General features: G+C 73.8%; 12 protein-coding genes and 1 pseudogene. 11 read left to right on the forward strand and 2 right to left on the reverse strand.

The genetic code is table 11. The features are described 5' to 3' along the window. Window positions 1–44: 44 nt before the first annotated feature. The 11 genes and pseudogenes from cobN to cobC all read left to right on the forward strand — a co-directional run bounded on the left by cobN (window position 45) and on the right by cobC (window position 15,675). Window positions 45–3,722, forward strand: a complete 3,678-nt coding sequence (gene cobN, locus ACZ37P_RS00310) for a cobaltochelatase subunit CobN (RefSeq protein ID WP_467344132.1) — start codon at window positions 45–47, stop codon at window positions 3,720–3,722. A 331-nt stretch (window positions 3,723–4,053) separates the two neighbouring features. Beyond that, the gene (locus tag ACZ37P_RS00315) at window positions 4,054–6,165 is read left to right on the forward strand and encodes a putative cobaltochelatase (RefSeq protein WP_467344133.1); all 2,112 of its coding nucleotides are present in this window, start codon (window positions 4,054–4,056) and stop codon (window positions 6,163–6,165) included. Beyond that, window positions 6,165–6,761 carry a cob(I)yrinic acid a,c-diamide adenosyltransferase gene (gene cobO / locus ACZ37P_RS00320; RefSeq protein ID WP_355333755.1) on the forward strand — a complete coding sequence of 199 codons (597 nt, stop codon included), beginning with the start codon at window positions 6,165–6,167 and terminating at the stop codon, window positions 6,759–6,761. The genes ACZ37P_RS00315 and cobO overlap by 1 nt, the downstream gene beginning before the upstream one ends. Beyond that, window positions 6,755–8,203: a cobyrinate a,c-diamide synthase gene (locus ACZ37P_RS00325; RefSeq protein ID WP_467344135.1), complete on the forward strand. Its 1,449-nt coding sequence runs from the start codon at window positions 6,755–6,757 to the stop codon at window positions 8,201–8,203. Before cobO ends, ACZ37P_RS00325 begins: the two co-directional genes overlap by 7 nt. Next, window positions 8,200–8,943, forward strand: a complete 744-nt coding sequence (cobI, locus tag ACZ37P_RS00330) for a precorrin-2 C(20)-methyltransferase (RefSeq protein ID WP_467344137.1) — start codon at window positions 8,200–8,202, stop codon at window positions 8,941–8,943. The genes ACZ37P_RS00325 and cobI overlap by 4 nt, the downstream gene beginning before the upstream one ends. Then, window positions 8,940–9,761, forward strand: a pseudogene (gene cobM, locus ACZ37P_RS00335) (precorrin-4 C(11)-methyltransferase); the annotation flags it as partial. The gene cobI and the pseudogene cobM, both read left to right, overlap by 4 nt. An 82-nt stretch (window positions 9,762–9,843) precedes the next feature. Next, entirely contained in the window at window positions 9,844–11,088 is a 1,245-nt protein-coding gene (cbiE, locus tag ACZ37P_RS00340) for a precorrin-6y C5,15-methyltransferase (decarboxylating) subunit CbiE (protein WP_467344598.1), read from the forward strand. Continuing rightward, on the forward strand, window positions 11,085–12,938 hold the full coding sequence (cobJ, locus tag ACZ37P_RS00345) for a precorrin-3B C(17)-methyltransferase (RefSeq protein ID WP_467344139.1): 1,854 nt from the start codon (window positions 11,085–11,087) through the stop codon (window positions 12,936–12,938). Before cbiE ends, cobJ begins: the two co-directional genes overlap by 4 nt. 64 nt (window positions 12,939–13,002) lie before the next feature. After that, the gene (locus ACZ37P_RS00350) at window positions 13,003–13,653 is read left to right on the forward strand and encodes a precorrin-8X methylmutase (RefSeq protein ID WP_355333767.1); all 651 of its coding nucleotides are present in this window, start codon (window positions 13,003–13,005) and stop codon (window positions 13,651–13,653) included. Beyond that, window positions 13,650–14,546, forward strand: coding sequence for a sirohydrochlorin chelatase (locus tag ACZ37P_RS00355; RefSeq protein WP_467344142.1), 897 nt, complete (start codon window positions 13,650–13,652; stop codon window positions 14,544–14,546). The genes ACZ37P_RS00350 and ACZ37P_RS00355 overlap by 4 nt, the downstream gene beginning before the upstream one ends. Further along, window positions 14,530–15,675, forward strand: a complete 1,146-nt coding sequence (cobC, locus tag ACZ37P_RS00360; protein ID WP_467344144.1) for an Rv2231c family pyridoxal phosphate-dependent protein CobC — start codon at window positions 14,530–14,532, stop codon at window positions 15,673–15,675. Before ACZ37P_RS00355 ends, cobC begins: the two co-directional genes overlap by 17 nt. Window positions 15,676–15,704: 29 nt before the next feature. Here cobC and ACZ37P_RS00365 read toward each other — a convergent pair whose 3' ends face one another. Continuing rightward, window positions 15,705–18,860 carry an ABC transporter substrate-binding protein gene (locus ACZ37P_RS00365; protein ID WP_467344145.1) on the reverse strand — a complete coding sequence of 1,052 codons (3,156 nt, stop codon included), beginning with the start codon at window positions 18,858–18,860 and terminating at the stop codon, window positions 15,705–15,707. Window positions 18,861–18,995: 135 nt separating this feature from the next. Continuing rightward, entirely contained in the window at window positions 18,996–20,255 is a 1,260-nt protein-coding gene (locus ACZ37P_RS00370) for an SCO1860 family LAETG-anchored protein (protein ID WP_467344147.1), read from the reverse strand. Between the last annotated feature and the right edge of the window lie 227 nt (window positions 20,256–20,482).

A 20,482-nucleotide genomic window follows, 5' to 3' on the forward strand; every position in this document is an offset into this window, starting at 1 on the left:
TCCCCCGCCGGGGAACGGGACGTGACGATGACGATGGGGCACACGTGAGCACCGTTCTGCTGCTGTCCACCGCCGACACCGACCTGTTGGCGGCCCGCGCCGCCGACTCGTCCGCCGTCTCCTACCGGATCGGCAACCCCTCCCGCGTCGATCCGGCGGCCGAACTGCCCGCGCTGCTGGACGGCGTGGACATCGCGGTGGTCCGGCTGCTCGGCGGCCGACGGGTCTGGGAGGAGGGGCTCGCGGCGCTCGCGGCCTCCGGGGTGCCGACGGTGCTGCTGGGCGGTGAGTCGGTGCCGGACGCGGAGCTGATGGCGCTGTCGTCGGTCCCCGCGGGTGTCGTCGCGGAGGCGCTGCGCTATCTGGTCGAGGGCGGCCCGGAGAATCTGACGGAGCTGGCCCGCTTCCTGTCCGACACGGTGCTGATGAGCGGCGAGGGCTTCGAGGCGCCCCGCCGGATGCCCGAGTACGGCGTGCACGGCGCGTACGCGTACGACGAGGCCCTGCCGACCGTCGCCGTCCTCTTCTACCGGGCGCACGAACTGTCGGGGAACACCGCGTTCGTGGACACGCTGTGCGCGGCGGTCGAGGCGAAGGGCGCCAACGCCCTTCCGGTGTACTGCGGTTCGCTGCGCAGCGCCGACGAGGGGCTGTACGCGCTGCTCGGGCGGGCCGACGCGATCGTGGCGACCGTGCTGGCGGCGGGCGGCACCGTCGCGTCCGAGGCGACGGCGGGCGGGGACGACGAGGCGTGGGACATCGGCGCGTTGGCGGACCTGGACGTGCCGGTGCTCCAGGGCCTGTGCCTGACCTCGTCGCGCGAGGCGTGGCTGGGGTCGGACGCGGCGCTGACACCGATGGACGCGGCGATGCAGGTGGCGATCCCCGAATTCGACGGGCGGCTGATCACCGTGCCGTTCTCGTTCAAGGAGACCGGCGAGGGCGACGTGCCGGTCTACGCGGCCGATCCGGAGCGGGCGGCGCGGGTCGCCGGTATCGCGGTCCGGCACGCGGCGCTGAAGTACAAGGCGAACGCCGACAAGCGGCTCGCGCTGGTCTTCACCGCCTACCCGACCAAGCACTCCCGGGTCGGCAACGCGGTCGGCCTCGACACCCCCGCCTCCGCCGTACGGCTGCTGGACGCGCTGCGCGAGGCGGGATACGTGACCGGTGAATACCCTTCCGGGGGCGACGAGTTGATCCACCGGCTGATCGCGGCTGGCGGTCACGACGTGGAGTGGCTGACGGAGGATCAGCTCTCGGCGGCGCCCGCGCGCGTGCCGCTGGCCGACTACGAGAAGTGGTTCGCGACGCTCGACGCCGACCTGCGGGCCGGGATGCTGGAGCACTGGGGAGAGCCGCCGGGCTCCCTCTACCTCGACGGCGACGACATCGTGCTGGCGTCCCTGCGGTTCGGCAATGTCGTCATCATGATCCAGCCGCCGCGCGGCTTCGGCGAGAACCCGATCGCGATCTACCACGACCCCGACATGCCGCCGTCCCACCACTACATGGCCGCGTACCGCTGGCTGGAGACGGCGACCGCCGAGGGCGGTTTCGGCGCCGACGCGATCGTGCACCTGGGCAAGCACGGCACGATGGAGTGGCTGCCCGGCAAGGGCCTCGGGCTGTCGGCGGGCTGCGCGCCGGACGCCGTCCTCGGCGAACTCCCCCTGGTCTACCCCTTCATCGTCAACGACCCCGGCGAGGGCACCCAGGCCAAGCGGCGCGGCCACGCCACCGTCGTGGACCACCTCGTGCCGCCGATGGCCCGCGCCGACACATACGGCGACCTCGCGAAGCTGGAGCAACTCCTCGACGAGTACGCCCTGGTGAACGATCTCGACCCGGCCAAGGCCCCGGCGGTCCGCAGCCAGATCTGGACCCTGGTGCGCGCCGCCGAACTCCACCACGACCTGCACGTGGACGAGCAGCCGGAGGAGGACGACTTCAACGACTTCGTGCTGCATGTCGACGGCTGGCTCTGCGAGATCAAGGACGTGCAGATCAGGGACGGTCTGCACATCCTGGGCGGCGGGCCGGTCGGCGAGGCCAGGACCAATCTGGTCCTCGCCGTGCTGCGCTCCGCGCAGGTGTGGGGCGGGGTCGGCGGCGCGCTGCCGGGGCTGCGGGCCGCGCTCGCGCTCTCCTTCGGCCTGGTGGAGAAGACGCTGCTCGCCGAGCCCGGCGCCCGCGTGGAGCTGCCGTCCGCGCTCACCTCGCTCTCGGCCGGCCCCGCGCGGACCGCCTCCGACGCCGTCGACCTGCTGGAGCAGCTCGCGCGGCGGCTCGCGGAGGCGATGGAGGCCGCCGACTGGCACCGTGACGCCGCCGCCGGGGTGGTCGCGCAGGTGCTGGGCGACCACGACGTGCCGGACGCGGTACGGGTGTTGGAATTCGCCGCCCGCGAGGTCGCGCCGCGCCTGGCCCGTACGACCGACGAGATCGACCACATCCTGCGGGCGCTGCGCGGCGGTTACGTACCGGCCGGGCCTTCCGGGTCGCCGACCCGCGGCCTGGTCAACGTCCTGCCGACCGGCCGCAATTTCTACTCCGTCGACCCCAAGGCCATTCCGTCCAGGCTCGCTTGGGACGTCGGCACGGCGCTCGCCGACTCGCTGCTGGCCCGGCACCTCGCCGACACCGGCGCGTATCCGCAGTCCGTGGGCCTCACCGTGTGGGGCACGTCGTGCATGCGCACCCAGGGCGACGACATCGCCGAGATCCTGGCGCTGCTCGGCTGCCGTCCGCTGTGGGACGACGCGTCCCGGCGGGTCACCGGCTTCGAGGTCGTCGGCGCCGAGGAGTTGGGGCGGCCCCGGATCGACGTCACCGTCCGCATCTCCGGCTTCTTCCGCGACGCCTTTCCGCACGTCGTCGCCCTCGTGGACGACGCGGTGCGGGCCGTCGCGGAGTTGGACGAGCCCGCCGACGTCAACTACGTACGCGCCCACGCCGACGAGGACTTCGCCGAGCACGGGGACCGGCGGCGCGCCACCGCCCGCATCTTCGGCTCCAAGCCCGGTGCCTACGGGGCCGGGCTGCTGCCGCTGATCGACGCCCGCAACTGGCGCTCCGACGCCGACCTCGCCGAGGTCTACGCCGTCTGGGGCGGTTACGCCTACGGCCGCGGTCTCGACGGGCGGGCCGCCCGCGGTGACATGGAGGCCGCCTTCCGCCGTATCCAGGTCGCCGCCAAGAACGTCGACACACGTGAGCACGACCTTGTCGACGCCGACGACTACTTCCAGTACCACGGGGGCATGGTCGCCATGGTCCGGCATCTGACCGGCGACTCCCCGCGGGCCTATGTCGGCGACTCCGCGCTCACGGACCAGGTCCGCACGCGGACCCTCGGTGAGGAGACGCACCGGGTGTTCCGGGCGCGGGTCGTCAATCCCCGCTGGATGGCCGCGATGCGGCGGCACGGGTACAAGGGGGCTTTCGAGATGGCGGCGACCGTCGATTATCTCTTCGGGTACGACGCCACGGCGGGGGTGGTGGACGACTGGATGTACGAGAAGCTCGCCACCGAGTACGTCTTCGACGCGGAGAACCAGGAATTCATGCGGAAGTCCAATCCCTGGGCTCTGCGGGGGATTTCGGAGCGGCTGCTCGAAGCGGCCGAGCGGGGGCTGTGGTCCGCCCCCGACCCCGAGACCCTGGAGCGCCTGCGCTCCACCTATCTCGACCTCGAGGGTGACCTGGAGGGCGACGCGTGACCCCCACCGCCACCGCTACGCCTGCGGCGGGCCTTCTCCCCCACCCCGCCCCTCCCCGAAACCGGCGGCAAGCCCCCGTCCCCCCTGTCCTCAATCGCCGGACGGGCTCGTCGTGCCGCACCCCTCTCAGCATTCCCCAGCCCGCCCGGCGACGGAAGGCAGAGGTCGTCGAGGCATGCGCAGCACCCACCGTCCGGCAGCCGCAGGCGGAAGCCGCCCGCGCGCACCCCACCCCGGTTCTCCAGCCCGCCCGGCGATTGAGGGCTTCGGGGAGGGGCGGGGTGGGGGGAGAGATGTCAGCGAACCGCATGTGCACGTACGAGGAGGCATCGTGAGTACGCCGTATCCGTTCACGGCCCTGGTGGGCCAGGAAGACCTGCGGTTGGCGCTGCTGTTGAACGCCGTGAGCCCGGCGGTGGGCGGGGTGCTGGTCAGGGGGGAGAAGGGCACCGCGAAGAGCACCGCGGTGCGAGCGCTGTCGACACTGCTGCCGGACGTACCGGTGGTGCCGGGGTGCAGGTTCTCCTGCGACCCGGCGGCCCCGGACGCGCAGTGCCCGGACGGCCCGCATGAGGCGGGCGGGGGAACGGCCCGCGCGGCGCGGGTGGTTGAGCTGCCGGTCGGCGCGAGCGAGGACCGACTGGTGGGCGCGCTGGACATCGAGCGCGCCCTGTCGGAGGGCGTGAAGGCGTACGAGCCGGGCCTGTTGGCGGCGGCGCACCGCGGCGTGCTGTACGTGGACGAGGTGAATCTGCTCCACGACCACTTGGTGGACCTGCTGCTGGACGCGGCGGCGATGGGCGCGAGCTACGTGGAGCGCGAAGGCGTCTCCGTCCGGCACGCGGCCCGCTTCCTGCTGGTCGGCACGATGAACCCGGAAGAGGGCGAGCTGCGCCCGCAGTTGCTCGACCGGTTCGGCCTGACGGTCGAGGTCGCGGCCTCGCGGGAGACCGACGAGCGCGTCGAGGTGGTCAGGCGGCGGCTGGCGTACGACGCGGATCCGGCCGGTTTCGGGGCGCGTTGGGCGGCCGACGAGCAGGCGGTGCGTGAACGGATAGCCGCCGCGCGGCGGTTGCTGCCATCGGTACGCCTGGGCGACGGCGCGCTGCGGCAGATCGCGGCGACGTGCGCGGCGTTCGAGGTGGACGGGATGCGCGCGGACATCGTCATGGCGCGTACGGCGACGGCGCTGGCCGCGTGGGCGGGCCGCACGGTCGTCCTCGCCGAGGACGTACGGCAGGCCGCGTTGTTGGCGCTGCCCCACCGGCGGCGTCGCAACCCCTTTGACGCGCCCGGTCTAGACGAGGACAAGCTGGACGAGACGCTGGAGCGGGAGCGCGGGGCCGGCGAGGGAGAGGGAGAGCAGGGCGACGGGCGGGACGGCGAGGGGGACGACGACCCGGACACCGACCCGGACGGCCCCGGCGGCGGGCCGTCCGGGCCTCGGGAACCGGAGGGCGGCCCGCAGGGCGGCTCGCGGGAACAGCCCGGCGGCGAGCAGGACGCGCCCGCGGGCCAGGACTCCCCCGCCGCGAGCGCGGGTGCGGGCGACAGCGCGGGCGACGGCTCCGGGCCCAAGGGCGAGCGCTCGGCGGTCGGCGCCGGGGACCCGTACAGGACGCGGCACTTCGATGTGCCGGGCATCGGCGAGGGCGCGGCCGGACGCAGGTCCAGGGCCCGTACGGCGCACGGCAGGACGACCTCCGCCAGGCGCCCGCGCGGCTCGCTGGGCAAGCTGCATCTGGCGGCCACCGTGCAGGCGGCGGCCCCGTACCAGCGGGCGCGCGGCCGGTCGGGCGCGGGGCTCGTGATCCGCCGGGACGATCTGCGGCAGGCGGTCAGGGAGGGCCGCGAGGGCAATCTCGTGCTGTTCGTGGTGGACGCGTCCGGCTCGATGGCGGCGCGGGAGCGGATGACCGCGGTCAAGGGCGCGGTGCTGTCGCTGCTGCTGGACGCGTACCAGCGGCGCGACAAGGTCGGTCTGGTCACCTTCCGGGGCGCGGACGCCGACCTCGTGCTGCCGCCGACGTCGTCGGTGGAGGCGGGCGCGGCCCGGCTGGAGAAGCTGCCGACCGGCGGGCGTACGCCGCTGGCCGCCGGGCTGCTCAAGGCGCGTGAGGTGCTGCGCATGGAGCGGTTGCGGGACGCCACGCGGCGCCCGCTGCTGATCGTGGTGACGGACGGCCGGGCGACCGGCAGCCGGGCGGCGGCGGGCAGCACGGTCAAGAGCGGTCTGGAACCGATGGCGCTCGCCGCGCGGGCGGCCCGGCTGCTGGCCGCAGAAGGCACCGCCTCGGTGGTCGTGGACTGCGAGTCGGGCCCGGTCAGGCTCGGCCTCGCGGGCGCGCTGGCACAGGAGTTGGGCGGCGTCGCGGTGACGCTGGAGGAACTGCGCGCCGACACGGTGTCCGCGCTCGTCAACGACGTACGGAGGGCCGCGTAATGCCGCAGGGGCAGCCGAGTGCCGTACCCGACGACGGTTTGACGACCCGTCAGCGCAGGAACCGGCCGCTGACGATCGTGCACACCGGGGTCGGCAAGGGGAAGTCGACCGCCGCCTTCGGTCTCGCGCTGCGCGCCTGGAACCAGGGCTGGCCGGTCGGGGTGTTCCAATTCGTCAAGTCCGCCAAGTGGAAGGTCGGCGAGGAGCGGGCGCTGCGCGTGCTCGGCGACTCCGGCGAGGGCGGGACCGTCGCCTGGCACAAGATGGGCGAGGGCTGGTCCTGGGTGCAGCGGTCCCTGGAGTCCAGCGAGGACGCGGCCCGCGAGGGGTGGGAGCAGGTCAAGCGGGACCTGGCCGCCGAGACGTACCGGCTCTACGTGCTGGACGAGTTCGCGTACCCCATGCACTGGGGGTGGGTCGACACCGACGAGGTCGTCGCCGTGCTCCGCGACCGGCCCGGCGCCCAGCACGTCGTCATCACCGGCCGCAACGCGCCGCCCGCGCTGGTCGACGCCGCCGACCTCGTCACCGACATGTCCAAGGTCAAGCACCCCATGGACGCGGGACAGAAGGGGCAGAGGGGCATCGAGTGGTGAACGTCCCGCGCCTCGTGGTGGCCGCGCCCGCCTCCGGCAGCGGCAAGACCACCGTCGCCACCGGGCTGTTGGCCGCCTTCGCCGAGGCCGGGCTCGCCGTGTCCCCGCACAAGGTCGGGCCCGACTACATCGATCCCGGCTACCACTCGCTCGCCGCCGGGCGGCCCGGTCGCAACCTCGATCCCTTTCTGTGCGGGCCCGACCGTGTCGTCCCGCTCTTCGCGCACGGCGCCGCCGGATGCGAACTCGCCGTCGTCGAGGGCGTCATGGGGCTCTTCGACGGTGCCGCGGGGCGCGGGGAGCTGGGCTCCACCGCGCAGGTCGCCAAGATTCTCCGGGCGCCGGTGGTTCTCGTCGTGGACGCCGGCGCGCAGTCGCGGTCCGTCGCCGCGCTCGTCCATGGCTTCGCCTCCTGGGATCCCGAGGTGCGGATCGGCGGGGTCGTTCTCAATCAGGTCGCTTCCGATCGGCACGAGGCCCTTTTGCGGGCCGCGCTCGACGAGTCCGGGGTTCCCGTGCTCGGTGTGCTGCGGCGCGCGCCGCTGCTTCATGTGCCGTCCCGGCACCTCGGGCTCATTCCTGTCGCCGAGCGGCGGGGTGACGCCGTGGGGTGGGTCCGTGAGCTCGCCGCGCTCGTGCGCGGTGCCTGCGATCTGCCCGCGCTCCTCTCCCTGGCGCGCAGCGCCCCGGACCTGCCGGGCACCGCCTGGGACCCGCTGTCCGAGCTGGCGGCCTGCGGCGCCGCTTTCCCCCACCCCGCCCCTCCCCGAAACCGTGGCTCCGCCCCGGCCCCTCCCCCAACTGCCGCCGCGGGTGGGGCCGGGGGTTCGGGCTCGGATGCGGGGAGGGGCGCGGTGGTGGCTGTCGCGGGTGGGGCGGCGTTCACGTTCGGGTACGAGGAGCAGGCGGAGCTGCTGCGGGCGGCGGGGGCGGAGGTGGTGGGGTTCGACCCGCTGCGGGACGAGGAGTTGCCGGAGGGTACGCGCGGCGTGATCCTCGGCGGCGGCTTCCCCGAGATGCACGCCGCCGACCTGTCGGCGAATGAGCGGCTGCGCGAGGCGGTCGCCGCCTTCGAAGGCCCGATCGCGGCGGAGTGCGCCGGACTCCTTTACCTGACAAGGGAGTTGGACGGCGCCCCGATGTGCGGGGTACTGAACGCCACGGCCACGATGACCGACCGCCTGACGCTGGGCTACCGCGAGGCCGTCGCGCTGAGCGACAGCGTGCTGGCGGCGGCCGGCACCCGCCTGCGGGGCCACGAGTTCCACAGGACCCGCGTGGAGCCGGGCGCGGGCGCCACCCCGGCCTGGGGTTTCACGGGAGAAGCCGCCCGCAGGGTCGACGGCTTCGTGGAGAAGAACGTGCATGCCTCGTATCTGCATGTGCACTGGGCCGCCGAGCCGTCACTGGCGCGGCGCTTCGTAGAGAGGTGTGCCGAATGACCGCGCTGCTGACCGGAGTCGGGGTGGGCCCCGGCGACCCGGAACTGGTGACCGTCAAAGGAGTGAACGCGCTGCGGGCGGCGGCCGTGGTCGTCGTACCGGTACTCGACACGGGCGAGCGGGGACGGGCGGAGGCGACCGTACTGCACTACGTGGACGCGGCGCGGATCGTCCGGGTGGTGTTCGCGCTGAACGAGCGGACCGACCGGGCGCGGCGGGAGGCGGCGTGGGACGCGGCGGGCGCGCGGGTGGCCGAACTCCTGCGGGAGCACGGGACGGTGGCCTTCGCGACGATCGGCGACCCGAATGTGTACTCGACGTTCACGTATCTGGCGCAGACGGTCACGGAGTCGGTGGCCGGGGTACGGATCGAGACGGTGCCCGGCATCACGGCGATGCAGGATCTGGCGGCGCGCAGCGGGGCCGTACTCACCGAGGGGACCGAGCCGTTGACGCTGGTGCCGGTGACTGCGGGGGCCGCGGTGCTGCGGGCGGCGCTGGAGGGGCCCGGCACGGTGGTGGCGTACAAATTCGGGCGGCTGGCCGGGGAAGTGGCGGCGGCGCTGCGGGAGACCGGCAGGACCGAGGGCGCGGTGTGGGGCAGTTCGCTGGGGCTGCCCGGTGAATCGATCAGGCCCGCCAAGGAGTTGGCGGAGGAGCTGCGGGACGGCGCGCTGCCGTACCTGTCGACCCTGATCGCGCCCGCGCGGCGCGACGGCGGCCGGGGAGGAAAGCTGTGAGCGGCGCGACGGAACCGGGGACGGGCGCCGCAAACGGCGCGAAGGTGACGATCGTCGGCGCGGGCCCCGGCGCGGCGGATCTGCTGACCTTCCGGGCGGCGCGGGCCATCGCGGAGGCGGACGTCGTCATCTGGGCGGCGAGCCTGGTGCAGGCCGAGGTGCTGCGGCACGCCCGCGACGGCGCGGAGATCCTGGACTCCGCGGCGATGTCGCTGGAGGACGTGGTCGCGGTGTACGAGCGGGCGCTGCGCGAGGGGCTGCGGGTGGCACGGATCCACTCGGGCGATCCGGCGCTGTGGGGCGGCACGCAGGAGCAGGTGGACCGCTGCGCGGGGCTCGGCATCGAGGTGGAGATCGTGCCGGGGGTGTCGTCGTTCTCGGCCGTCGCGGCCCTGGCAGGGCGGGAGTTGACGATTCCCGAGGTCGCGCAGTCGGTGATCCTGACCCGGCTGGGCGGTGGCAAGACGCCGATGCCGCCGGGCGAGGAGGTCAGGGAATTCGCCCGGCACGGTACGACGATGGCGGTGTTCCTGTCCGCGGCGCGGTCCGGGCAGCTCGCCGCCGAGCTGCTGGAGGGCGGCTACGTCACCGGCACCCCGGTGCTGATCGCCCATCAGGTCACCTGGCCCGAGGAGCTGTTGCTGCGCTGCACGGTCGGCACGATGGAGGCCACCGTCAAGGAGCACAAGCTCTGGAAGCACACGCTCTTCCTGGTCGGACCCGCGCTCGCCGCCTCCGGGACGCGCTCGCACCTCTATCACCCCGGCCACTTCCACGGTTTCCGGCGGGCCGATCCGGTGGCGCGGCGCGCCCTGCGGGAGTCCCGTGCTCCGGGAGAGTCCCGTACGCCGGAGGAGTCCCGCGCTTCGGGGGACCCGCGTGAGTCCCATGGGTGACGGCGTGATCACCGTCCTCGGCGTGGGTACGGGCGGCCCGGTGCCCGACGTCGGCGCCGCCGATCTGGTCGTCGGCGCCGCCCGGCACCTCGACGCGGTCCAACTGCCCGCCGGGGCACGGCGCGTGCTGCTCGGGCCGCTCGCACCCGCGCTCGACACGATCGCGGAGTACGTGGCCGCGCCCGGTGCCCGCGTGGTCGTGCTCGCCTCGGGCGACCCCGGATTCTTCGGGATCGTACGGGCGTTGGGCGCGCGGTTCGGCGCGGCGGCGCTCGACGTACGGCCGTCGTCCCCGTCCGTCGCGGTGGCCTTCGCCCGGCTCGGGCTGCGCTGGGACGACGCGGTGGTGGTCAGCGCGCACGGACGCGATCTGCGCACCGCCGTCCATGTGTGCCGGGCGCACCCCAAAACGGCCGTATTGACCGGACCCGGCGCGGGACCGGCCGAGTTGGGCGCGGCGCTGGCCCGTACCGGCCTGGACCGTACCCTCGTTGTCGCCTCCGGGCTCGGTACGGACGCCGAGCGCGTCGAGCGGGTCTCGCCCGCGCGGGCCGCCGAACGGGACTGGTCGGGGGCCGGGGTCGCGGTGGTGCTGTGCCTGGCGGCGGACTCCTTCGGCGAACGGGCCGACGTCTCCCGTACGGTCGCGGGGCCGCCGCCCGCACCCGCCCAATGGGCGCTGCCCGAGGAGGAGTTCGCGCACCGCGACTCCATGGTCACCAAGTTCGAGGTACGGGCCCTGGCCCTGGCCCGGCTCGGGCCGCGCACCGGGGACCTGGTGTGGGACGTCGGGGCCGGGTCCGGTTCCGTGGCCGTGGAGTGCGCGCGGTTCGGCGCCGCCGTGGTCGCCGTGGAGAAAACGGCCGACGGCGTCGAGCGGATACGGGCGAACGCCGTCGCGCACGGCGTGGACGTGCAGGTCGTGCACGGGGACGCGCCCGCCGCGCTCGACGGACTGCCCGACCCCGACGCCGTCTTCGTCGGCGGCGGCGGGCGGGAGCTGGCCGCGATCGTCGCGGCGTGCGCCCGGCGGGCGCGGCGGACCGTCGTGGTGACGCTCGCCGCCGTGGACCGGGTGGCGGAGGTCCGCGGTGCCCTGCGGGCCGCCGGGCTGGTGCCCGACGGTGTCCTGCTCCAGTCGTCGCGGCTCGCGCCGCTGCCCGGGGAGGTGGCGCGGCTGGCCGCGACGAATCCCGTGTTCGTGCTGTGGGCCCGGCGCCCCGCACCCCAAGAAGGAGAGCTCTCGTGATCGGCCTCATCCACGCCACCGCGGCGGGGCGCACCGGATGCGAGCGGCTCGCCGCCGCGTGGCCCGGCAGGACGGTGCTGTACGGGGACGGCGCGGACCGTCCGCTGCGGTCCGTCGTGGCGACGGCCTTCGCCGAGTGCGACCAGCTCGTCCTCTTCCTCGCGACCGGCGCCGCCGTGCGGCTCCTCGCCCCGCTGCTGCGCGGCAAGGCCGAGGATCCCGGTGTCGTCACCGTCGACGAGGCCCACCGCCACGCCGTCGCCCTCCTCGGCGGGCACGGCGGCGGCGCCAACGCTCTGGCCTCGGCCGTCTCCTCCGTCCTCGGGTCCGCACCCGTCATCACCACCGCGACCGACTCCGTCGGCACCCCCGCGCTCGACGCCCTCCCCTACCCCACGGACGGGCCCCTGGCCCCCCTCACCCGCGCCCTCCTCGACGGCACCCCCGTCCGCCTCCACACCGACCAGACCTGGCCCCTCCCCGCCTTTCCCCTGACGGTGGTCTCGGCAGAGTGGACCCCAGCGCATTCGGGTGAACCGTCGCCCCCCGAAGGCCCCCGGACTGTGGCCGGGCAGGACCAGCCGTTCACGCTCCGCCCCGAGCCCCCGGCCCAGCGCGAGCTGACCTCGGCACCGCCGAACACCGCCGTCCCCCGTCCGGCGGGCGCGGGTGGGTATGCGGTGTGGGTGACGGATCGGGTGGTGGGGGGAGATGAGGGGGGCGTCGCGGTGTTTGTGAGGCCGCCGTCGTTGGTGGTGGGGGTGGGGGGAAGCCGGGGGGTCGGGCGGGAGGAAGTGGTCGGGCTGGTGCGCAGCACCCTGGCGGAGGCGGGGCTGGCGCAGAAGAGCGTGAGCGCCCTGGCGACGGTGGACGCGAAGGCCGGGGAGGAGGGGATCGTGGCCGCGGCGGCGGAGTTCGGGGTGCCGTTGCTGACGTACGCGGCAGCGGAACTGGCGAGGACGGCCGTGCCGAACCCCTCGGCGGCGCCGCTCGCCGCGGTCGGGACACCGTCCGTGGCGGAGGCGGCGGCGATCCTGGCCGCCGGGACCGGCGGCCAACTGATCGTGGAGAAGCGGAAGTCGGCGATGGCGACAGCCGCCGTCGCGCGGCGCCGACCGCGCGGACGGCTGGCCGTGGTGGGCCTGGGCCCCGGCGCCCGCGACCTGGTGACACCGCGCGCCGTGGCGGAACTGCGCCGCGCGTCCGTGATCGTCGGCCTCGACCAGTACGTCGACCAGATCCGCGACCTGCTGCTGCCCGGCACCCGCGTGCTGGAGTCGGGGCTCGGCGCGGAGGAGGAACGGGCCCGCACCGCCGTCGCCGAGGCCCGCGCCGGGCACGCCGTCGCGCTGATCGGGAGCGGTGACGCCGGGGTCTATGCGATGGCCTCCCCCGCGCTGGCGGAGGCGGCCGACGACATCGACGTGATCGGCGTACCGGGCGTGACCGCCGCCCTGGCGGCAGCCGCCCTGCTGGGCGCGCCGCTCGGCCACGACCACGTCTCGATCAGCCTGTCCGACCTGCACACACCCTGGGACGTGATCGAACGGCGCGTGCGGGCCGCCGCCGAGTCCGACCTGGTCGTGACCTTCTACAACCCCCGCAGCCGCGGGCGTGCCTGGCAGTTGCCCAAGGCGCTGTCCGTCCTGGCCGAGCACCGCACCCCGCTGACTCCGGTCGGCGTCGTCCACGCGGCGTCCCGCCCGGACGAGCGGGTCGAGGTCACGACGCTCGCCGACCTCGACGTCGGCACGGTCGACATGGTGACGGTCGTGACCGTCGGCAACACCGCCAGCCGTATCGTCTCCGGCCGCATGGTGACCCCCCGCGGCTACCGCTGGCAGACATGACGGCGCCCCGTCACCCGTTCCCACAAGCCCCGACCGCCCCCACCCCCTCCGGAGGAGAAGCCGCGTGAACCGTACGGTCCACCCCATCGAGCAGGAGTCCTTCCGCATCCTGCGGTCCCGGCTCGACACCTCAGGGATGACGCCGCTGCGACGGGCCGTCGTGGAGCGCGTGATCCATTCGAGCGCGGACCTCGGGTACGCGGAGGACCTGGTGTGCGAGGAGTCGGAACTCCGTTACGCGCACGCCGCGTTGCACGCGGGCGCGCCGATCGTGGCGGACGTGGAGATGGTCGCGTCCGGGATCACGGCACGGTCCTCGGTGTGCCGGCTCACGGACGCGGCGTCCGGGCCGGGACTGACGCGCAGCGCGCACGCGATACGGCTGGCGTACGCGGAGGTCGGGCCGGGCGCGGTGTGGGTGGTCGGATGCGCGCCCACGGCGCTGGAGGAGTTGCTGAACCTGGACGCGGCGCCCGCGTTGGTGATCGGGCTGCCGGTCGGCTTCGTCGGCGCGGCGGAGAGCAAGGCGCGGCTGCGGGCGTCGGGGCTGCCCGCGGTCAGCAACGTCTCGGAGAAGGGCGGCTCCGCGGTGGCCGCCGCGGCGCTCAACGCCCTGTTGTACACGGAATATCCCCTCGCGGAACACCATCTCACCGACCGTCCCCTCACCGACCATCACCTCACCGACCATCCCTTCAAGGAGAACGACCAGTGACCCACCCCCCTGCCCTTCTGCTCGTCGGCCACGGCACGCGTGACGCGGCCGGTGCGGCCGCCTTCCGCTCGTTCGTGGCGCAACTGGGCGCGTCCAGTCCGGAGTTGGCGGTCGGCGGCGGCTTCATCGAGCTGTCGCCGCCGCCGCTGGCGGACTCGGTGGCGGAGCTGGTCGGCGCGGGCGTACGCGACTTCGCCGCCGTTCCGCTGGTGCTGGTGTCGGCCGGGCACGCCAAGGGCGACATACCGGCGGCGCTGGCCCGTGAGGAGCGGCGCCATCCGGGGACGTCGTTCGCGTACGGCCGCCCACTCGGGCCGCATCCGAATCTGCTGACGGTCCTGGAGCGGCGCGTGGACGAGGCGCTGGCGGGCGCCGACCGCGCGGAGACCACGGTGCTGCTGGTGGGCCGGGGTTCGACGGATCCGGACGCCAACGCCGAGGTGTTCAAGGTGGCGCGGCTGCTGTGGGAGGGCCGTGGTTACGCGGGGGTGGAGACGGCCTTCGTGTCGCTGGCCGAACCGTCGGTGCGGGCCGGTCTCGACCGCTGCCGCAAGCTGGGCGCGCGCCGCGTCGTCGTCCTGCCGTACTTCCTGTTCACCGGTGTGCTGCCGGACCGGGTACGGGACCAGGCCCGCGAGTGGGCCGGGGAAGCGCCGGACGTGGAGCTGCGCTGCGCCGACGTGATCGGCCCCGAGCCGGAGTTGGCGGAGCTGGTGATGGAGCGCTACCGGGAGACGGTACGGGGCGACCTGCGGATGAACTGCGACTCGTGCGTGTACCGGGTCAAGCTCCCCGGCTTCGAGGACCGTGTCGGGCTGCCGCAGCAGCCGCACCACCACCCCGACGACCCGTCGCACAGCCACGGAAGCGGCCACCATGCGCACACCCACTGACCGCGACCGCGTGCCGGACCCGGCGGCGGGCGGCGGCCCGGACCCGTACGGCCGCGACACCCCCGACGGCCATGAGGCCCGCCGCGCCGAAGTCGCCGCCGACGGCTACGACTTGCGGCATCACGGTGACGCCGAGGTCGGCGAGGGCCTGATCGACCTCGCGGTCAACGTCCGCGCGAACACTCCCCCGCCCTGGCTGCGCGAGCGCGTCGCGCGGTCGCTGACCGGCCTCGCCGGATATCCGGACGGCCGGGCGGCGCGGCACGCGGTGGCCCTACGCCACGGGCGGCCGGACGCCGAGGTGCTGGTGACGGCCGGAGCGGCGGAGGCGTTCGTGCTGCTCGCGCGGGCACTGACGCCACGTCACACCGTTGTGGTGCACCCGCAGTTCACCGAACCCGAGGCGGCGCTGCGGGCGGCCGGGCACGAGGTGCGGCGGGTCCTGCTGTCCGCGTCCGACGGCTTCCGGCTCGACCCGGCGGCGGTCCAGCCGGAGGCGGATCTGGTGGTGGTCGGCAATCCGACCAACCCGACGTCCGTCCTCCATCCGGCGGCGCTGATACGGGAGTTGGCCCGTCCGGGGCGCACGCTGGTGGTGGACGAGGCGTTCATGGACGCGGTGCCGGGCGAGAGCGAGTCGCTGGCCGGCTGCCGGGACGTGCCGGGGCTCCTCGTCCTGCGCAGCCTGACCAAGACCTGGGGCCTGGCCGGACTGCGGATCGGCTACGTGCTCGGCGACGCGGACACGGTCGCCGCGCTGGAGAGCGCACAGCCGCTGTGGGCGGTGTCGACTCCCGCCCTGGCGGCGGCCGTTGCCTGCGTGGAGCCGGACGCGGTCGCGGAGGCGGCGGAGGCGGCCCGTACCGTGGTCGGCGACCGCGCCTACCTGCTGGACCGGCTGGCCGCACTCCCCGGAGTCGAGGTCGCGGGCGACGCGCCCGCCGGTCCCTTCGTCCTGCTGCGCATGCCCGGAGCGGCCGACGTCCGGCTCCGGCTGCGAGAGATGGGCTACGCGGTCCGGCGCGCCGACACCTTCCCCGGCCTCGGACCCGACTGGCTGCGGATCGCCGTGCGCGACCGCCGTACGACGGACGGCTTCGCGAACGCCCTGGCCACGGCCATGGCCTGAGAGCAGGGCGCTCAACCGGCCGCTTCTGCCTACTGCTTGACGCCGAGGGCGGTGAGGTCGACGCCGCCGAGGACCGGCTGCTCGTAGACGTTGGTGAGGCGGGGGGCGCGGTAGACGAGGTGCTGGGTGTAGATCAGCGGGACCATGGTCCCCTCGCCCATCACCTTGGCATCGATGGCCTGCCACAGTGACGCGGCCTTGGCCGGATCGGTGACGCCGTCGGCCTGCGTGACCAGGCCGTTGATCTCGCTGTCGTCGAGCTGGGCGTAGTTGTTGATGCTGCCCGGCTGGATCAGCGAGCGCAGGAAGCCGCCGCCGGTGGGCCAGTCGGCGGCCCATCCGGTCATCACGATGCCCCACTTGGCGCTCTTGAGCTTGCTGGGCGACAGCAGCGTATCGTAGAAGGTACTGGCGTCCTGCGTGACGATCTTGACGGTGATGCCGACTTCGGCGAGGGAACCGCGGATGGACTGCATGGCGTCCTCGACCCGCCCCGGCGCCTTGACCCCGGCCATGGTGACGGTGAAGCCGTTGGGCTTGCCGCACTTGCCCAGGTACTTGCGTGCCTCGTCGGGGAACGAAACCCCCGCGTTGGTGCCGAAGGGCGTGGCCGAGGTGCTGTATCCGTCGGTGGTCGGCGGCAGCATCGTGGTGGCCACCTCGCCGCCGGCGTACTGCCCGCCGAGCACGGCGCGGACCTGCGCCTTGTCGATGGCGTACTGCACGGCCCAGCGGCACTCGTACCGGTCGAAGGGCGCCACCGTGGTCTGGAGGCTCAGGAAGCGGGTGGTGCCGTTGAAGACGAGGTCCGTATTGGCCTTCAGCGCCGGGTCGTTGAGGATCTTGGTCTCGGTCTGGTCGCTGACCGTCTGGCCTGCCAGGTCGAGGTCGGCGCTGCCGTCGAGCAGGTCGGTCTCGACCTCGTCCTGACTGCTGACGATCTTCAGGTCGATCGCGTCGGGCAGCGCCGAGTGCACGGTGTCGGTCCTGGGGTCCCAGTGGGTGTTGCGGACCAGGTGCACCGAGGCGCCCGAGGTGTAGCTCGCGACGCGGTAGGGGCCGCTGCCGACGGGGTGCTTCCCGAAGTCCTTGCCGCCGCCGGTGTCGGCGGACTGCGGGACGGGCGCGCCGATCGACAGCGCGAGGACGTAGCGGAAGTCCGCGTAGGGCTTGGCGAGCCGGAAGACGATCGTGCGGTCGTCCGGTGTGGCCACCGAGCGCAGGCCGAGCTTGCCGGGGTCGCTGTCGGTGTACGGGCCCCGGTAGTTCTGCCCCTGGTCGAGGAGGTCCACGAGGTGGGTCGGGCCGCCGGGGAACTCGTCGCGGGCGAAGGTCCGCTCGATGCCGTACTTGACGTCCTTGGAGGTGATCGGCGCTCCGTTGTCGAAGGTGACGCCGTCCTTGAGGCGGAAGGTCCAGGTGCGGCCGTCGGAGCTGACCTGGCCGGTGTCGGTGGCGAGGTCGGGGACGACCTTGCGGCCCGCGCCGCCGGGCGCGGGCGCGTAGTCCACGAGTTTGCGCAGGTAGAGGCGCTGGAGATTCCACGACGGCTGGTCGTAGGTGGCGGCCGGGTCGAGGAGATTCTCCGAGGCGTAGGAGGAGATGAGCTTCAGCGTGCCGCCGGTGGCCGTCGAGGGTCTGACCACCCCGTTCAGCCCGCCGCTGTAGCCGGAACCCTCCTTCCCGCCGTGGAGTTGAAGCGCCGCGTTCTGCACGGTCGGCTTGTCGGTGGGCTTGTCGTCGCCGTGCTTCTTGCCGCCGAACGGCGCGAAGGTGAGCGTCACGGTCACGGCGACCGCGGTGACCGCCAGCCCGGCCGCGCCCGCCATCCACCGGCGGCGCCCGGCCCCGCCCCGCGGCGGCTCCGCGGGCCTGCCCACATTGAGCGGCGGCGGGGTGCTCGGCAGATACTGCGGCGGCACCGGGCGCTGCGGGGCGCGGTACGCGGGGTGCTCCGGCTGGAGGTAGCCGGCCGCGCGCGGCGGCGGGGTCGCGTCGCTCGCGGCGGCGGGCGGTATGGAGGAGCCCCGGCCCGCGGACGGGGAGGGAGTGCCGGAGGACGGGGAGGGAGTGCCGGACGAGGGCGAGGGCGTGCCGGAGGACGAGGAAGGGGTGCCGGACGAGGGCGAGGGCGTGCCGCCGGACGGGGAAGGCGTGCCCGGCGACCCGGCGGGGGTCCGCGGTGCCCGCGGCGGCGTGCCTGCTCCGGCCGGGTCCGCCTTGGGCGGCAGCGCGGGCAGCCCGGCGCCCGGCACTCCGAAGGTCGCCCGGGGGTCGGCCGCCGACGACCGCTTGCCCGAACCGCCGTCCGCGGGTTCAGCGGCGGGTCCGGTCAGCGCGGAGGAGCCGGTGGCCGCCAGCCAGCCGCGCAGTTGGTCGCGGAAGGCGGCGGCGCCCTCGGGCCGCTCGGCCGGGTCCTTGGCGAGCGCGGCCAGCACCAGCGCGTCCAACTCCTCGGGCACCCGCGGATTGCGGGCGGACGGGGCCGGGGGCGGGGTGTGGACGTGCCAGTACATGAGGTTGATCGGGTTGCCGTCGGTGAACGGCGGTTTGCCGGTGAGCAGTTCGGTCAGGACGCAGCCGACCGCGTAGACGTCGCTGCGGGCGTCGACGTCGACGCCGTTGATCTGCTCGGGCGACATGTAGCTGGGCGTGCCGATCGCCGAGCCGGTGGCGGTCAGCCGGGCGTCGCTGTGCAGGACGTGCGCGATGCCGAAGTCGGCGACCTTGACGGCGCCTTCGGTGGTGATCATCACGTTGGCGGGCTTCACGTCGCGGTGGACGGTGCCGTGGCTGTGGGCGTGGGCGAGCGCGTCCAGCACGTCGGCGGCGATGCGCGCCGCGCGCTCGGGCGCGAACCAGACCTGCTCGCGGACGAGTTGGGCGAGCGTGCTGCCCCGCACGTACTCCATGACCAGGTACGGCACCACGGTGTCGTCGTCGGTGCGGACCTCGTCCTGGTCGTGGACGGTGACGATGCCGGGGTGGTTGAGCGCTCCCGCGGCCTGCGCCTCGCGGGCGAACCGGCGGCGCGCGTCGGGGTCGCTGGCCAGTTCGGGCAGGAGCGTCTTGACCGCGACGGCGCGGCCCATGCGGGTGTCGCGGGCGCGGTGCACCCGGGCCATTCCGCCGGAGCCGAGAAGCTCCGCCAGTTCGTAACGACCCGCGAAAAGCCCGTCGACCATTACTCGTTCGCCCCGTTCGCCCATCCCCAAGTCGATCGGCAGTCGAGCCGCCGTTCGTAGGGAACAGAGTAGAGGGCGGCTCCCGGAGCGGAGCCGCCCTCCCCTGTATTCCCCCCATCCCCCCGGTGGGCCGGACTACTCGCCGCGCGAAGCGGCGGCCTTGCGGCGGCGGTTGGTGAGCAGGAAGGCCCCGCCGCCCACCGCGATCAGGCCGATGGCCCCGTACGCCATGTACGGCGTGGAGGAACTGGCGCCGGTCTCGGCCAGGCTGCCGGTGTTCACCGAGGTGTCGGTGCCGGTCTGCGGGTGGGTGTTGCTGCCGCCGGAGGTGGAGCCGCCCGAGGTGCCCGCGGAGCCGGACGTACCGCTGGAACCGCCGTTGCCGGAACCGCCGTTGGACGAGCCGGAGGTGGAGCCGCCGGTGGAGTGACCGCCCGTGGAACCGCCGGTCGAGCCGCCGTTGGTGGACCCCCCGTTCGTGGAACCGCCGTTCGCGGCACCTCCGTTGGCGGAGCCGCCGTTCGTGGAACCGCCGTTCGTGGAACCGCCGTTGGTCGAGCCTCCGCTCGTGGAACCGCCGTTGGTCGAGCCTCCGTTCGTGGAACCGCCGTTCGTCGAGCCGCCGGAGTTGCCTCCCGACGTCGACCCCCCGGTCGAGCCGCCGGCCTGGGGCGTACGGCAGGTGGCCTGCGCCAGCGTGACGTCACCGGTGACCTCGGCGACCCCGAGGTTCAACGGGTTGATGTGGACCTTCAGTTGAAGGGCGGTGGCTGCGGCCGTTCGGGAGGTGGTCACGGTGTTGGTGAGCTGGAGACTGACCTCACCGACCCCGCCGACGCGGACGTCGGTGGTGCCGACCGCGTTGAGCGAGATGGTCCTGCCGAGGATCGTCACCCCGACCAGCTTCGAGCTGGCGGTGGGCTTGTGGCCCACCTGGCAGGTCGCCTTGGACGTGACGGCGTCCAGCTTGATCAACGAGAGCAGCGGAAGTCCGGGGACATGGACCTCGGCCTTGGCCACGTTGGCGTAGCCCTCCGCCTTGTAACGGTCGGCGGTCGCGTTCGCCGTCGCGACGTCGGCCCGCAGGATGCTGATCTCGCGACCCTGCTCGACACCGCTGCCGACCTTCACGGTCAGCGCGGTCTCCTTCGCGTCGGCGGGCGCCTTCACATCGTTGAGCGAGACATTCACCGGGACGTCCACGGTCTTGTTCAGCAGCGATACGTCGAGGCCCGCTCGCAGCACGGTCGCGGTGGACGTGCCGCCGCCCGACGGCGCGGGGGTCGCCTGCGCGCCCGGCGCTACGGCGAGGGTGCCCGCGGCGAGGGCGACGGCGGCGCCGATGGCGGCGGCCGAACGGCGTGCGGGCAGGCTGATGTTGATGGTGCGGTACACGGTGGAAAACCCCCACAAGTGGCATGGAGTCCCCGGCGCACGACTGTTGGGGACAGCCGCCGGGGACCTCGACCCGGCAATGTTTACGCACGGAGGGTGAACTGGCGGGCACACGGCGTCAGTTCACCCATAAGGGTGGTTTCCGTGAACTTCTTCGAATCTCGCCGCACGACCGTTCCCCCGCGTCACCCGGACCACGGGATGACACCCCTCACCTCGGTTGACGC

It is taken from the genome of Streptomyces sp. NPDC024632, assembly GCF_055559175.1.